The sequence below is a fragment of the Claveliimonas bilis genome (assembly GCF_020892095.1).
Taxonomy (GTDB): domain Bacteria; phylum Bacillota; class Clostridia; order Lachnospirales; family Lachnospiraceae; genus Claveliimonas; species Claveliimonas bilis.
Genome location: NZ_AP024845.1, coordinates 1,512,261 through 1,527,699 on the forward strand (window position 1 = coordinate 1,512,261; position 15,439 = coordinate 1,527,699).

Below are 15,439 nucleotides of genomic sequence, written 5' to 3' on the forward strand. Positions count from 1 at the left end.
CGATGGGTCCGCCCTTTACAGCGGACAGATGTCTTTTATGGCACCTGATGAGATTTCTGCCGTGAGGCAGGGATGAAAAGAAGTGGTAACACGGCTATGCTCGTCTTCTTTGGTTCTTTACAGAGCCAAAGGAGGCTTTTTTATTTGCCCGGAAACTTCATTGCCGGGCAAATGAATTACTTTATTTTTAGAAAAGCTGTAAAAGGAAGAGAAAAGGAGAGAAAGTGAAATGGAAAAACAGAAATTTTATATGACGACAGCGATTGCCTATACATCAGGCAAACCGCATATCGGCAACACTTATGAGATCGTACTGGCAGATGCGATCGCAAGATACAAAAGGAGCCAGGGATACGATGTATTTTTCCAGACAGGAACCGACGAACATGGACAGAAAATTGAGCTGAAGGCAGAGGAAGCAGGAGTTACCCCCAAAGAATTTGTGGACAATGTAGCCGGAGAAATTAAGAGAATCTGGGATTTGATGAATACTTCTTATGATAAGTTTATCCGTACAACGGACGCGGACCATGAGAGGCAGGTACAGAAGATTTTTAAGAAATTATATGAAAAAGGCGATATTTACAAAGGGTACTATGAAGGAATGTACTGTACGCCCTGTGAGTCCTTTTTTACAGAGTCACAGCTTGTAGATGGCAAATGTCCGGACTGCGGACGTGAGGTACAGCCGGCAAAGGAAGAGGCTTATTTCTTTAAGATGAGTAAATATGCAGACCGTCTCATCGAGCACATTAACAGCCATCCTGAATTTATCCAGCCGGTTTCCAGAAAAAATGAGATGATGAACAATTTCCTTCTTCCGGGACTGCAGGATCTTTGTGTATCCAGAACTTCCTTTAAATGGGGAATCCCGGTAGATTTCGACCCGGATCATGTGGTTTATGTATGGCTGGATGCCCTGACAAACTACATTACCGGAATTGGATACGACTGTGACGGAGAGAGCACTGAGCAGTTTAAGAAGGACTGGCCGGCGGATCTCCACCTGATCGGCAAGGACATTATCCGTTTCCATACTATTTACTGGCCGATCTTCCTGATGGCGCTGGATCTGCCTTTGCCGAAGCAGATCTTCGGACATCCGTGGCTGCTTCAGGGCGATGGAAAAATGAGTAAATCCAAGGGAAATGTACTGTATGCAGACGAGCTGGTAGATTTCTTCGGAGTAGATGCTGTGCGCTACTTTGTGCTTCATGAAATGCCGTTTGAAAACGACGGAGTGATTTCCTGGGAGCTGATGGTGGAAAGAATGAACTCTGATCTTGCCAATACACTGGGAAATCTGGTAAACCGTACCATTTCCATGACAAACAAATATTTTGGCGGAACAGTGACAGACAAAGGTGTGGCAGAAGAAGTAGACCAGGATTTGAAAGCGGTTAAAGAGAACATGCCAAAGGCAGTGGAAGAAAAGATGGACAGCTTGAGAGTGGCAGATGCGATTACCGAGATTTTCACCCTGTTTAAACGTTGCAATAAATACATTGATGAGACAATGCCGTGGGCGCTGGCTAAAGATGAGGCCAAGGCAGACCGCCTGGAAACAGTGCTTTACAATCTGCAGGAGAGCATCAAGGCAGGCGCACGGGCGCTGGAACCGTTTATGCCCGAGACATCAGAGAAGATCCTTGCACAGCTTGGCGATGGAAAAGTGACAGAGAAACCGGAACTCCTGTTCCAGAGACTTGACCTGGAAGAAGTAATGAAAAAAGTAGAAGAGCTTCATCCTCCGGTAAAAGAGGAAGAAGAAAAAGTGGAAAATGTGATCGATATAGAAGCAAAGCCGGAGATCACATTTGATGATTTCGGAAAAATGCAGTTCCAGGTGGGTGAAATCCTGGAATGTGAGGCGGTGCCGAAATCAAAGAAACTGCTTTGTTCCAAAGTGAGAGTAGGAAGCGAGATCAAGCAGATCGTATCCGGAATTAAGGCGCACTATACTCCGGAAGAAATGGTTGGAAAGAAAGTTATGGTTCTTGTAAATCTTAAACCGGCAAAACTGGCGGGAGTATTATCAGAAGGTATGCTGCTGTGCGCCGAGGATGCAGACGGCAACCTGGCCCTGATGACGCCGGAGAAAGATATGCCGGCCGGGGCTGAAATCTGCTAGTCGAGGACGAAATAATTTCAAAAAAGAATAAGGCGGCTGTAAAAGAGGGCGGAGGATTCATTGAAATCCCGGCCCTCTTCTATGTTCATTCATAAAAATTTAATTTTCCCGTAATATGAATTTAAACAGTTTTATGGTATAATTGTTCTACTCTTTTTAGAGCAATCATTTTGAAAAACGAGAGTAGACAGAAAATATGATGATTTTTGATACCCATGCACATTATGATGATGAACAATTTAATCCGGACAGAGAAGAACTGCTTTCGTCCATGGAAGCCGGAGGAGTCGGCACGATCATGAATGTAAGCGCATCCTTTGAATCCTGTGAGAATGTGCTTGGCCTGGCCCGTCAATATCCGTTTGTGTATGCAGCGATCGGTGTACATCCTGATCATGTGGAATGTCTGGATGAAGAGAAGATACAGAAAATGCAGGAGCTTCTTAAGGATGAGAAGGCGTTGGCAGTAGGAGAGATCGGGCTTGATTATTATTGGAAGGAAGAGCCGGAGGAAATTCAGCAGAAATGGTTTATCCGTCAGCTTCAGCTGGCAAAGACCATGGATCTTCCGGTTATTATTCACAGCAGGGATGCAGCTGCCGATACGCTGCGCATTATGAAAGAGCATGGCAGAGACATTGGAGGTGTGATCCACTGTTTTTCCTATTCCCGGGAGATTGCCCTGGAATATGTGAAAATGGGCTACTACATCGGTATCGGAGGCGTGGTGACATTTAAAAACGGAAGAAAGCTGAAGGAGGTTGCGGAGGCTGTGCCGCTCTCTTCGATCGTACTGGAAACAGATTGTCCGTATCTTGCGCCGGTGCCGAACCGAGGAAAGAGAAATCATTCCCTGAATCTGACCTATGTGGCAGAAGAGATTGCCCGTATAAAGGGGATTTCTGCCAGTGACGTGATAGAAGAGACAGAGAAAAATGCAAGAAATCTGTACAGGCTGTAAGGAGTGAGGGGAGAAAAATAAAGGAGGTGGGGGATTGGGAGCAACTCTTGGAAATCCGCAGAATACCATTGAGATATTAAAAAAATATAATTTTTCATTTCAAAAAAAATTCGGACAAAATTTTCTTATAGATACTCATGTGCTTGACAAAATCATAGCAGCAGCAGAAATCACAAAGGATGATTTTGTGCTGGAGATAGGTCCCGGAATCGGGACGATGACACAGTATCTTGCAGAATCTGCAGGGAAGGTTACGGCAGTAGAAATCGACAAGTCTTTGATACCTGTTCTTGAAGATACCCTGAAAGAGTACCAGAATGTAACAATTATTAATGAAGATGTTCTTAAGCTTGATCTTAATGATCTGGTTTTGAAAGAAAATGGAGGAAGGCCCATCAAAGTAGTGGCAAATCTTCCATATTATATTACGACGCCCATTATTATGGGATTATTTGAAAAGCATGTTCCATTGGAAAGCATCACGGTTATGGTGCAGAAAGAGGTGGCAGACCGCATGCAGGTCGGTCCCGGAACCAAGGATTACGGCGCATTGTCTCTGGCAGTGCAGTATTACGCCAAGCCGTATATTGTGGCAAATGTTCCGCCCAACTGTTTTATGCCAAGACCAAAAGTAGGATCGGCAGTCATACGGCTTACGGTACATCAGGAACCTCCTGTACATGTGGAGGATGAGAAGCTGATGTTTGGGATTATCCGGGCGTCCTTCAATCAGAGAAGAAAAACATTGGCGAATGGATTGAAAAACTCAGCAGAGCTGAATCTTTCCAGAGAAGTAATTGCAGAATGCATCGAAGAACTCGGCAAAGGGCCGGGGATCCGAGGAGAGGCATTGACGCTGGAAGAGTTTGCGATGCTTAGTAATAGCATTTATCACAAGATAAATGAGTAACCTGTAAATTTATGAATTGAGACAGAAAGGAGAATGCGCTCATGGAAAAACGTTATCCTGCAGCAAGAGCATTATTTGAAATCACGCCGGAGATTGAACACCTGGCTGAACTATGTGAAGAAAAGAATGCGATTGACAAAGAGCTTTACACAAAATATGAGGTAAAGAGAGGGCTTCGAGATTTAAACGGAAAAGGCGTCCTGGCGGGACTTACTAATGTTTCCGATATTTGTGCAAAGAAAATAGTAAACGGAGAAGAAGTTCCCTGTGAAGGGAATCTTTATTACCGCGGTTACAATATTAAAGACCTGGTAAAGGGATTTCTGGAAGCGGAGCACTTTGGATTTGAAGAAATTACATACCTTCTTCTCTTTGGAGAACTTCCTACAAGTCAGGAGTTGGAGAAATTTCATGAGACATTGGTTGAGAGAAGAACGCTTCCTCCCAATTTTGTGAGAGATGTCATTATGAAAGCTCCAAGCAGAGATATGATGAACAGTCTTTCACGGTCTATTCTGAATATGTATTCCTATGATGCAAAAGCAGATGATACGTCAATTCCCAATGTATTGAGACAGTGTCTGAATCTGATCAGTCAGTTCCCGATGATGATGGTTTACGGCTATCACGCATACAATTACCGTATGGGTGAAGACTTGTTTATCTATGCGCCAAAACCGGAGTTGTCCACAGCTGAAAATATTTTGATGATGCTGCGGGAAGATCGGAAATACACGAAACTGGAGGCTAAAATTTTAGACATGGCTCTGGTTCTCCATATGGATCACGGCGGCGGTAATAATTCTACTTTTACTACACACGTTGTAACCTCTTCAGGAACCGACACATACTCAACGATCGCAGCAGCAATGGCTTCTTTGAAAGGACCGAAACATGGCGGAGCAAATATCAAAGTAACACAGATGTTTGAAGATATGAAAAAGACCGTCAGCGACTGGGAAGATAGAGATGCTGTCAGACAGTATCTGTGCGATCTTCTGGATAAAAAAGTCTTTGACCAAAAAGGACTGATTTATGGAATGGGACATGCAGTTTACTCCATTTCTGACCCACGTGCAGATATTTTCAAAAAATTTGTGAAGCAGCTGGCAGTAGAAAAAGGATTTGAAAAAGAGTATGCACTTTATGAAATGGTAGAGCATATGGCTCCGGAAATTATCGGCGAAAAGCGCCGGATCTACAAAGGAGTAAATGCGAATGTTGACTTTTACAGCGGACTTGTATACAGCATGCTGGGACTTCCAAGTGCTCTTTATACGCCGATCTTTGCGGCGGCGCGTATTGTAGGATGGAGCGCGCATCGTCTGGAAGAGCTGAAAAATGTAGATAAGATCATACGACCGGCATACAAAGCACTGGCTCCGCACAGGGAATACATCAAGATGGAAGACAGATAAAAGTGAAACAGTGAATTTCCAGGAGGAAAATCTCATGAAAAAAGAGTTTTACTACCCTTCGGCTGACGGAGAAACCCAGATTCACGCAGTGGAATGGATACCGGAGGGTGAGGTTCGAGCAATACTCCAGATCAGTCACGGCATGGTAGAGTATATAGACCGATACGATGAATTTGCTTCCTGGCTTACCGAAAAAGGCTGGTATGTAACCGGCAACGATCATTTGGGACATGGAAAATCTGTTTCTTCGGAAGAAAAATATGGATTTTTCCATGAAACAGATGGGAACCGTTGTGTGATCGCAGATATCCACAGATTAAGGGAACGCACGGAGCAGACATATCCAGGCGTTCCTTATTTTATGATGGGGCATAGCATGGGATCCTTTTTGGTAAGACAGTATCTTTTTACATATGGAAACGGACTGGCCGGCGCAATTATAATGGGAACAGGGCATAAGAGTGCGGCTGTTTTGAATTTGGGGCAGATGCTCTGCAGGATCATTGCCGGTGTAAAGGGATGGAATTTTCGCAGCAATTTGATCAACGCACTGGGGATAGGAAGTTATAATAAAAAATTTGAACCTTGCGAAAGTAAGAAAGAATGGGTGACATCGGATCCGGAAATCAGAGGCAGATATGAAGCAGATCCTCTTTGCAGTTTTGTATTTACTGTAAATGGATACCACCAGATGTTTGAAGGCATGAAAGAGCTGACAAAAAGGAGTAACATGAAGAAAATGCCGAAAAATCTGCCTTTATTATTTGTGTCTGGAGAAAAAGACCCGGTAGGTGGTTTTGGGAAAGATGTAAAAAAGGTATATGAATCTTATCTTAAGGCCGGCATGAAGAATGCCGAGATCAGACTCTATGAAAATGACCGTCATGAGATTTTGAATGAACAGGATCGAAGAGTGGTTTATGAAGAGCTGTATCAGTGGATGGAAAGGAACCTTTCGGGATAAAAGAGCAGACTAAAACAGCGGAAACCCGCTAACCTTACGGTTACCGGGTTTCCGTTGTTGTTATAGTTATCTAAAGGAATGAGAGTAAAGTGCAACACCAAAGGACTACAAGCCCTGGTGTCTTACTTTATGAGGGGGGAGATAGTTGACTCCTGTTCAACTATCTGAACATAGTATAATCTATAAATATGTCCAAAGTATGTTAAATCTATAAAAGAAAAAGAAATTTTCTTAAAACAACCTTAAGAATTAAGAAAATTCCAATAAACTGCAAATATATGAGTCGAATTAAGAAATATTTATTCTAATTATAGCAGATAACACAGCAAAATCAAGCCCGAAGAAATTTTAATTTTCCTCTTGCAATTTTTAAAATTATATGATAATATATCTCTTGTTCGCGGGTGTAGTTCAATGGTAGAACACCAGCCTTCCAAGCTGGATACGTGGGTTCGATTCCCATCACCCGCTTATTTTTATGCCGTATTCTTGATTTTTTCCCAGAAGATGTTATACTGATATATATGCAGATATAGTCTATCGGTATGACGCTAGCTTCCCAAGCTGGAAAGGCGGGTTCGACTCCCGTTATCTGCTTAAGATAAGCCGAGAGTGCTGAAAGTTCAGCATTCCCGGCTTCTTTTATGTTTCAGCTGTTTTGCAGACATTGGGAAAGAAAAGTAGGATGGGATTCAGGAAACCAGAGTACCTCTCAAGTGACCGGTCAGGATATCTACAAATTCTCCAGTTGTAGGCTTGCTAAGCAGGGGACAGGGAGAAATAGTCGTTAGCAGACTCCTGTTTCCCCTCTCCCAGCAGACATTGATAACCGTGCGAAGATCGCGCTCTACACTTCCCACGCTCGTGTGGCAGATTTCCGCGATTTTGGGATAAAGTACCTTGCTGATTCCAAGCAGGTAATCCTCATCCCGAAGACAAAGATCAATTGCAATGACCAGATATCGATAACCTCGATATGTAGCACCGATTCCAAGAGAACGAACTAAATATTGAATTGCTTCCATTTGTTCGATAACTATAACTCCCTTCTTGCAGACGGGATTCCTTAATTTATCATAACTGAAAGTTACCATATTTTTATTATAGACGACATTATTCGATATAATTCGACAAAATAAGAAATCGAGGGAACGTTTTGAAAAAAGTACAATATATTATTAGTAAATGGGATCGTATGGGGAAACGGTTGTGGGAATATATGGTATTGATGTGGGCGAAATGCAGGGAAACATTAACTGGGAACAAGTGAAAAAAGAAGGCGTCCAGTTTGCGATGCTGCGGTCCGGATATGGGGCGGGAAGTATGGATGTACAGTTCCGGAAAAATGCAGAAGGGTGCGCCAGAGAGAAAATTCCCTTTGGAGTATACTGGTCTTCTTATGCCTGGACGCCCCGGATGGCACGGAAAGAGGCGGAATTTTGCATAGAAACAATAGAAGAGTATAAGTTATCCTACCCGGTTTCCTTTGTTTTTGATAAAGACTCTGTAAAATATGTGGAGACAAAGGGAATTGCTGTTACAAAAATACTGGCGACAGAGATGGCGGAAGCCTTCTGCAGACGGATAGAGGAGCTGGGATATCGGCCTATGTATTATAGTAATAAGGATTTTCTTGGCCGGATGTTTGATGAAAGTCTGCAGAAAAAGTATGCTCTTTGGTATGCACAGTATGAAGGGGAATCCCATTCAGAAAAGACTGTAATATGGCAATATACGAACAAAGGGAGGATAAGAGGGATCAAAGGGGATGTGAATGAAAATATGGCTTATTAAAAACGGCGCTGCTATGGAGCGGCGCTGTTTCTATGTTCATAATATCTTAAGAATTTCCGAAACTCCCTCTTAAAAATTACCTGCTATTCTTGTAATATATAAGGGAGGTGATGAAAATGTCAAAAATATTGGTATGTGATGATGACAAAGAAATAGTGGAGGCAATTGAAATATATCTGACTCAGGAAGGATATGAAGTAGTAAAGGCATATGACGGACAAGAGGCATTAAAGGTATTGAAAGAAACGCCGATAGACCTTCTGGTGATCGATGTCATGATGCCAAGGCTGGATGGGATCAGAGCAACTCTTAAAATCAGAGAGGAAAATAATATTCCCATTATTATTCTTTCGGCGAAATCGGAGGATGCGGATAAAATACTGGGACTGAATGTAGGGGCAGATGATTATGTGACAAAGCCGTTTAATCCACTGGAACTGGTGGCGAGAGTGAAATCTCAGCTTCGCCGCTACACCAGCCTTGGAAGCACAGTAAAAAATGAAAATGAAGCAGTGTACACAACAGGGGGGCTGTCTATCAATGATGACCTCAAGGAGGTTACCGTGGACGGGGAACCGGTAAAATTGACACCTATCGAATATAATATTTTATTGCTTCTTGTTAAAAACCAGGGGAAAGTCTTTTCTATTGAACAGATTTATGAAAGTATATGGAACGAGGATGCAATCGGGGCGGATAATACAGTAGCGGTGCATATCCGGCATATCCGGGAGAAAATTGAAATTAATCCAAAAGAGCCCCGGTATTTAAAAGTCGTATGGGGAGTCGGCTATAAGATAGAAAAACTTTAGGAGGGAGCTATTATGAAAAACTGGTACAAATCAGCGCCGTTGAAAGGGATTCTTCTGGTGATCCAACATGTACTGGTTATCCTGGCGGCTGTCAGTTTCGTGTGGTTGGCGGCATATCCGGGAATCACACAGGATATTCTTTCAGAAAAAAATGTGGAAAATTATGAAGAGTCCCAGGGATTTGGAAGAGAAGTGCTCGCGGATTCACAGAATGCGCTGGCTATACTTATGGAAAAGGAACAGCTGGAGACAAATGGAAAGCTGGATGAAAATAAAATTGTAGATATCAGGGAACTGTCGGATCATTCGACAATAAGCGGAGAGAACAAAAACGGTCTTGCATACCGCCTGGGTGAGTTGAATGACTGGGGAATCCGCAGGGAGAATGGAGAGATCGCCACCTCGGAAGAGGGGGGGTATAATTCGATCATCGTCTGTGAAAAGCAGGGCGGCGGATATCAATATTTTTATTACGATGAATTTCGTGAATTGATTGAAAACGGCTCTCTTTCCTTTGTGGAAGATTCGGAAACCACAGTGACGCAGGAAGATGTGCTGGAATGGCTGCGGGACGGGTCGTTTTACAAAGGTGCTACCGGATGGTCGTCAGAAGCGCTTATTGACAGAAATAACCAGATCCAGTACCGGACATTCTGGAATTATGACGGGTACTGGATAGATGAGGCATATGCTCCGGTGGGAGCCCAAAATATCCTGGAAGTTGTCAATAACAATCCAGAATGGAACGGGAAGCTGCAGGAGGCGTTTTATCTGCTTGATGCAAGTATTGGCACCATCAGAAGCGACATGGTCAATTATGAAGAAATGGGAAATTTCTGGACAGAAGGAAACACCAATCTGACCTATTTGTATGCTGATACCGCTGATAAAACCATATATACAAATAAAGAAGAATATAAGGATTACGGTAAGCTGGAGGAGAATCTTCAGAAATTGACAAGCAGCGGACGTTTCGCATTGGTAGAACCAAAGCTTGCGGATTTTCAGTCAAATATCAACGGGGCAGATGCGAATGAGTGGACACATGTGATCTCGGAAATGTGCGGCAAAAAGGATGATTTTGTTTATGCAGTCAATGTAGATACCGATTTTCCGGTCCAGGATAGTTACTACAGTCAAAATGTGCTTTATGAGGAGTACGGACCGCAGATCACGGGAATGCTTGTTATGGGAATCCTGTCAGTGATCGGAATTATTGCTGCATTTGTCTGGCTTACGATCGTGGCGGGACGGACGCCGGAAGATCAGGGGATACATCTGAATTTACTGGACCGTATAAAAACAGAACTTATGGCAGTGATCTCCGTAGGTGTGTGGGTATTCATCATATATTTGATTACGGATATTTACTCTTATTCATCGTCGTATTCGACAGTGGAAGCCTATAGTGAGAACTCTTATGCTGCAGTGCTGAATGTTACTGCTTCGGATATTGTGCTGGTAAGTATCATAGCCCTCTTAAGCTGCATGATCTTTATGACAGCATATTTAAGCCTGGTCCGCCGCATCAAGGCGAGAACGCTCTGGAAAAACAGTATATTGAAGTGGCTGGTGCAGGTGTTTGGAAAAGTGGTACGGCACATGGGCGAAATATGGAGAACCGTGCTGGTACTGGCAGGAATTGCATTCCTGAATATTCTGGGCATTGGGACAGCCTCCGGACCGGTGGTCCTTTTAATGGTCATTGCAGATCTGGCTGGTGCTGTTTATATGGTCTATCAGGCAGTGGGAAGACACAAGATCGGCCGGGGAATAGAGAGGATTGCAAAAGGTGAGGTTGACTACAAAATCCCTTTGGAAGGGCTGAAAGGAGGACAAAGAGAGATCGCAGAGAAAATTAATACAATAGGAGAAGGACTGGATGCAGCAGTGGAGGCCAGTATGAAAAATGAACGCCTTAAGACAGACCTTATTACAAATGTATCCCATGATATCAAGACACCTCTTACGTCCATTATCAATTATGTGGATCTTCTGAAGAGAGAAAACTTTACGGATCCCAAGATCCGGGGGTATCTGGATATTCTGGAGGCGAAGGCACAGAGGCTGAAAACATTGACAGAGGATGTAGTGGAGGCATCCAAGGTCAGCTCCGGAAATATTTCCCTGGAATATATGGATATCAATCTGACAGAAATGATCCAGCAGACCAGCGGAGAATTTGAAGAAAAATTCCGTAAAAGACGTTTAACAGAAGTACTCAGTATTCCGAAAGAACCGGTTATTATTCGGGTTGACGGCCGCAGAATGTGGAGAGTACTGGAAAATATTTATAACAATGCGGCAAAATATGCAATGGAAGGGACAAGAATCTATGCAGATCTGAGTGTGTCAGATCAGACGGTCGTGTTCTCCTTGAAAAATATATCTGAACAGCCTTTGAATATCAGAGCGGATGAACTGACAGAACGCTTCATCAGAGGAGATGTTTCCAGAAGTACAGAAGGAAGCGGACTCGGTCTTTCCATAGCCAAGTCATTGACGACCATGCAGGGAGGAACGTTTGACCTGTATCTGGACGGAGATTTGTTCAAAGTGACGATCACCTTCCCGGAAGTCAAAAAAACCCAGGGCTAATTGCAAAAAAGGACACCACTAATGTTAAATTGGGACGTAGTAAACTTAAACTTTACTACGTCCCAATTTGATACATTTACACATTTGTTGAATTACGCTATAATATGGCTATGGAAAATTTAAGACAATTATTCAAGGACAATTTAAATACAGATTTTATCACAGCGGTATTGAGCAATCCGCGCCAAAAAGGGCACGTCAGTAAGGTGCGGGTGCGCCCTCTGATGAAAGGCGGCATGCTTTTCTTTCAGTTGGAGGAGCAGAAAGGCACCCAGGCTTTTCACAGGAATTTGAACGCAGAAGAGACTTGTGAAGAGTTGATGCAGTATATGGAAGAAATGAAGCAGATGCAGATGGAAACGAGACGGTTCTTTTTTTCTATATTAGTAAGCAAGAAAGGGAAGGTTACAATAAAGAAAAAAGCTCAGACCGGTACGGTGAAGGAAGTGGACTTTTCTCATGACAGGAAGAAGCGATATATTCTTAAAGAGGGAACGAAGATTCCGTTTCTTGTAGATCTTGGCGTTATGACGGAAGAGGGAAAGATTATAAAATCCCGTTTTGACAAATTTCGTCAGATTAATCGATTTCTGGAATTTATTGAGGATGTGCTGCCGCAGCTTCCGGGGGACAGAGAGATCACCATTCTGGACTTCGGATGCGGAAAATCCTATCTGACGTTTGCGATCTATTATTATCTCCATGAGCTGAAGGGCTATGATATACGGATCATCGGTCTGGATCTGAAAGCAGATGTCATTCGCCGCTGTAATGAACTGAGTAAAAAATACGGCTATCAGAAGCTGAAGTTCCTCGAAGGCAATATTGCGGATTATACAGGGGTAAATGCGGTGGATATGGTTGTTACACTTCATGCCTGCGACACAGCAACCGATTTTGCTCTGGCGAAGGCAGTGGAGTGGAATGCAAAAGTTATCCTGTCTGTTCCCTGCTGTCAGCATGAACTGAACGGTCAGATTCAAAATGATATCCTGAAACCTGTTCTGAAATACGGGCTGATCAAGGAGAGAATGGCGGCCTTGATTACGGATGCGCTGCGCGCGGAATACCTGGAAGGGCAAGGGTATGAAACCCAGATTTTGGAATTTATCGATATGGAGCATACCCCGAAAAATATTCTGATCCGCGGAATAAAGAACGGACAGAGACAGAGTATGGAGGCAGTGGAAAGATGTGAAGAGGCGCTTCATGTGTCTCCGACCTTGAAACATCTGCTGGAAACAGTACATGGAGTAGAAATGAAGGAGTAGTAATAGCAATGAAGAAACACCTGATCAATGCGGGGATTCTGACAGCGGTTTTTATTGCTGCTGTGATTTTGTTCAGCTACCTTACGAACAGGGGAAATAATAACATGACAGCAGATCTTGGCGGGGCAACACTCCCGTCAGTTTCTTTTTCCTGTGAAGGGTATGAAGTGAATTATCTGAACGGCTATAAAAAGGAAATGGATCTGTCCACTATGAGGGACAGCATTACCCCAGTCAGTGGAAATAAGCTGGAAATGTATATCGAATCTTATGAGAGCCGGATCCAGTCTGCAAACTGCGCGGTGTATACGCTGGACGGCAAGGAAAAGCTGGGCGAAAATACATATAATGATCCGGAAAAGACGGTAACGATAGAATTTGAGGACGGCATCCTGTCAGAAGAACGTCTTATGATCCTGACCCTTTCTGTGGATGACCGGGAAATCTATTATTATACGAGAGTGGCGGATTCGGCTGATTTTTCCATGTCCGCCTGTCTGGAATATGTATATAACTATCACAATAATGCGATGGGAAAAGTAGAAAACGTAGGAGTAGGAGCGGCCCTGGAACCTTCGGGAGAGGCGGTGACAAGTTTTTACCATGTAAATATTAATTCTGATTACGACCATGTTTCCTGGGGAGGGCTGGAACCGGCAGTGGAGGGAACGGAACGCTGGAAAATCGTGGAAGCAAATGAAACGTACACCTCCGTGCTTCTGGAATATGAGGTGCGCTGCAAAGGGGAAGAAAATGAGACAGACCTTTACACAGTAGATGAGTTCTTCCGGGTGCGGAACGTGGCCGGGACCATGTATCTGCTGAATTATGACCGGACGATGGAGCAGATTTTCAATCCGGAACAGACCGTGCTAAGTGAAAATGGAATCCTGCTGGGAATTACAGACCCGGATGTACAGTATCTTGTAAGCAATGACGGAGTGAGAACGGCGTTCATACAGGCAAATGAACTGTGGTATTACAATCAGGACAGCGATGAGATGTCCCTTTTGTTCAGTTTCATGGATTCGGAAAGCGCTGATATAAGAAATCTGACAGATGAACATGAGATCAATCTCCTTTCCATGGATAAATCAGGTAATGTAACCTTTGCGGTATGCGGATATATGAACCGTGGAAGCCATGAAGGGGAAGTGGGAACTGCAGTTTACTTCTATGACTCGGAAAAGAACAGTATTGATGAGAAAGCTTTCATTCCCAGTACAAAATCAGCGGCAGTGACAGCCCAGGAGTCTGGCAATATGGTTTACTACAGTGTAGCCCGGGAAATGCTTTACGTACTTACAGGCGGTACACTTTATGAAACAGATATGGAGAAAAAAGAGACAGCTACTCTGGTGGAAAATCTGACAGACCGGCAGTACGTAACATCAGAGGACGGACATCTTTTGGCATATCAGTCTAATGGAACATTGGAGCAGGCAACTGAGATTGTTGTAAAAGATCTGGAAAGCGGAAAGGATCGTACAGTGGAGTGTCAGGAGGGAGAATGTATTCTGCCCCTTGGATTCGTCAATGAAGATTTTGTATGTGGAAAGGCGAGAACATCAGACATAGGACAAAATGTATCCGGTGAAACGACGATTCCTATGTATAAAGTAGAGATACGTGATTCAGACAATGAGGTAGTTAAGACATATGAATCGGACAGTGATTTCGTGTCGGGAGCCGAAATAAGCGACGGAATGATCAATCTGGAACGGGTAGTGAAAAACGGAAATATTTACACAGGTATTGCGTCCAGTCAGATTACGAGCAATGAAGAGAGAAAGGAAAGCAATATTTCTCTCGAGTCTTATGTGACAGAATTAAAAGAAACCCAGATGCGCCTTACATTTGTGGATGGTATTTCTGATCTGGAGCCTAAAGTTCTTAAACCGAAACAGGTATTATATGAACAGCCCACAGAGATAGAGTTTGAGGAAAAGGAAAGCCAGGAGGCCTATTACGTATATGGAACGGGGTGTCTCCAGGGAGTTTATGGCAGCGCAAATGATGCGGTTTTGAAAGCGGACGAGGTGAGCGGCGTTGTCATTTCTGCCGGACAAAGTTATGTCTGGGAGAGAGGGAACCGGAGTCTTAACTATCTCATTACCGGAAAAGATGATGTTATCAATACTCTGCGGGAGCTGCTGAATGGAGGAACCGGAGCAATGGATGCGGTCAGACAGACGATCGGTGAAAACGTGCTGGATCTGTCCGGATGCACAACGGAAGAAATGCTGTATTTTGTCAGCCGGGGAATTCCTGTGGTAGGAATGACGGGAGAGGGAAGTTCGGTTATCCTGATCGGATATGATCAGACCTATGTTACTTACATTGATACAGCTTCAGGCAGCCGAAGCGCCATCTCTTATGAGCAGATGGACGCTGCGCTTGCAGGGACAGGACGCGCGTTTGTGAGCTGCATTCCGTAAACCGCTGCTGCGACAGCGTTACATAAAAATATAATACAGAAGAAATTGCCGAAGTGGACGGAAAGAAATTGACGGACGTTTCGGCAGTTTTTTATTTCTGAAATCTTTCTGTCAGTAAAGTCTCAATTCACACTTCCTTCAC

11 protein-coding genes and 2 tRNA genes are annotated in these 15,439 nt (G+C 43.6%); 12 read left to right on the plus strand and 1 reads right to left on the minus strand.

The features are described from left to right. Window positions 1-229: 229 nt before the first annotated feature. The 7 genes from metG (at window position 230) to EUBC25_RS07445 (ending at window position 6,981) form a co-directional block, all read left to right on the plus strand. Window positions 230-2,131, plus strand: a complete 1,902-nt coding sequence (metG, locus tag EUBC25_RS07415) for a methionine--tRNA ligase (protein ID WP_230107511.1) — start codon at window positions 230-232, stop codon at window positions 2,129-2,131. A 199-nt stretch (window positions 2,132-2,330) separates the two neighbouring features. Next, entirely contained in the window at window positions 2,331-3,092 is a 762-nt protein-coding gene (locus EUBC25_RS07420; RefSeq protein ID WP_230107569.1) for a TatD family hydrolase, read from the plus strand. Between the two features lie 34 nt (window positions 3,093-3,126). After that, a complete protein-coding gene (rsmA, locus tag EUBC25_RS07425) occupies window positions 3,127-4,002 on the plus strand; it encodes a 16S rRNA (adenine(1518)-N(6)/adenine(1519)-N(6))-dimethyltransferase RsmA (RefSeq protein WP_230107512.1) in 876 nt (291 codons plus the stop codon). A gap of 41 nt (window positions 4,003-4,043) precedes the next feature. Further along, window positions 4,044-5,420: a citrate/2-methylcitrate synthase gene (locus tag EUBC25_RS07430; protein WP_230107513.1), complete on the plus strand. Its 1,377-nt coding sequence runs from the start codon at window positions 4,044-4,046 to the stop codon at window positions 5,418-5,420. Window positions 5,421-5,454: 34 nt separating this feature from the next. Then, window positions 5,455-6,384: an alpha/beta fold hydrolase gene (locus tag EUBC25_RS07435; RefSeq protein WP_230107514.1), complete on the plus strand. Its 930-nt coding sequence runs from the start codon at window positions 5,455-5,457 to the stop codon at window positions 6,382-6,384. A 400-nt stretch (window positions 6,385-6,784) separates the two neighbouring features. Next, a tRNA-Gly gene (locus EUBC25_RS07440) sits at window positions 6,785-6,855 on the plus strand. A gap of 55 nt (window positions 6,856-6,910) precedes the next feature. Then, window positions 6,911-6,981: transfer RNA gene (locus EUBC25_RS07445), tRNA-Gly, on the plus strand. Window positions 6,982-7,076: 95 nt separating this feature from the next. Here the strand turns inward: EUBC25_RS07445 and EUBC25_RS07450 are convergent. Then, window positions 7,077-7,409, minus strand: coding sequence for a sporulation initiation factor Spo0A C-terminal domain-containing protein (locus EUBC25_RS07450; protein WP_230107515.1), 333 nt, complete (start codon window positions 7,407-7,409; stop codon window positions 7,077-7,079). 184 nt (window positions 7,410-7,593) lie between these two features. Between EUBC25_RS07450 and EUBC25_RS07455 the strand changes: the two genes are divergently transcribed. The 5 genes from EUBC25_RS07455 (at window position 7,594) to EUBC25_RS07475 (ending at window position 15,297) form a co-directional block, all read left to right on the plus strand. After that, window positions 7,594-8,178, plus strand: coding sequence for a glycoside hydrolase family 25 protein (locus EUBC25_RS07455; RefSeq protein ID WP_230107516.1), 585 nt, complete (start codon window positions 7,594-7,596; stop codon window positions 8,176-8,178). Window positions 8,179-8,294: 116 nt separating this feature from the next. Then, the gene (locus tag EUBC25_RS07460) at window positions 8,295-8,990 is read left to right on the plus strand and encodes a response regulator transcription factor (RefSeq protein ID WP_230107517.1); all 696 of its coding nucleotides are present in this window, start codon (window positions 8,295-8,297) and stop codon (window positions 8,988-8,990) included. A gap of 12 nt (window positions 8,991-9,002) precedes the next feature. Next, window positions 9,003-11,588, plus strand: coding sequence for a sensor histidine kinase (locus EUBC25_RS07465; RefSeq protein ID WP_230104891.1), 2,586 nt, complete (start codon window positions 9,003-9,005; stop codon window positions 11,586-11,588). Window positions 11,589-11,698: 110 nt separating this feature from the next. Next, window positions 11,699-12,859, plus strand: a complete 1,161-nt coding sequence (locus EUBC25_RS07470) for a class I SAM-dependent methyltransferase (protein WP_230104892.1) — start codon at window positions 11,699-11,701, stop codon at window positions 12,857-12,859. Window positions 12,860-12,867: 8 nt separating this feature from the next. Next, window positions 12,868-15,297 carry a hypothetical protein gene (locus EUBC25_RS07475; protein WP_230104893.1) on the plus strand — a complete coding sequence of 810 codons (2,430 nt, stop codon included), beginning with the start codon at window positions 12,868-12,870 and terminating at the stop codon, window positions 15,295-15,297. Window positions 15,298-15,439 lie beyond the last annotated feature (142 nt).

What these genes read in the sequence shown, in the direction of transcription:
- EUBC25_RS07435 (WP_230107514.1), top strand. Translation starts at nt 5,455, where the DNA reads ATGAAAAAAGAGTTTTACTACCCTTCGGCTGACGGAGAAACCCAGATT.
- EUBC25_RS07430 (WP_230107513.1), top strand. Translation starts at nt 4,044, where the DNA reads ATGGAAAAACGTTATCCTGCAGCAAGAGCATTATTTGAAATCACGCCG.
- EUBC25_RS07465 (WP_230104891.1), top strand. Translation starts at nt 9,003, where the DNA reads ATGAAAAACTGGTACAAATCAGCGCCGTTGAAAGGGATTCTTCTGGTG.
- EUBC25_RS07450 (WP_230107515.1), bottom strand. Translation starts at nt 7,409, where the DNA reads ATGGAAGCAATTCAATATTTAGTTCGTTCTCTTGGAATCGGTGCTACA.
- EUBC25_RS07460 (WP_230107517.1), top strand. Translation starts at nt 8,295, where the DNA reads ATGTCAAAAATATTGGTATGTGATGATGACAAAGAAATAGTGGAGGCA.
- metG (WP_230107511.1), top strand. Translation starts at nt 230, where the DNA reads ATGGAAAAACAGAAATTTTATATGACGACAGCGATTGCCTATACATCA.
- EUBC25_RS07475 (WP_230104893.1), top strand. Translation starts at nt 12,868, where the DNA reads ATGAAGAAACACCTGATCAATGCGGGGATTCTGACAGCGGTTTTTATT.
- EUBC25_RS07420 (WP_230107569.1), top strand. Translation starts at nt 2,331, where the DNA reads ATGATTTTTGATACCCATGCACATTATGATGATGAACAATTTAATCCG.
- EUBC25_RS07470 (WP_230104892.1), top strand. Translation starts at nt 11,699, where the DNA reads ATGGAAAATTTAAGACAATTATTCAAGGACAATTTAAATACAGATTTT.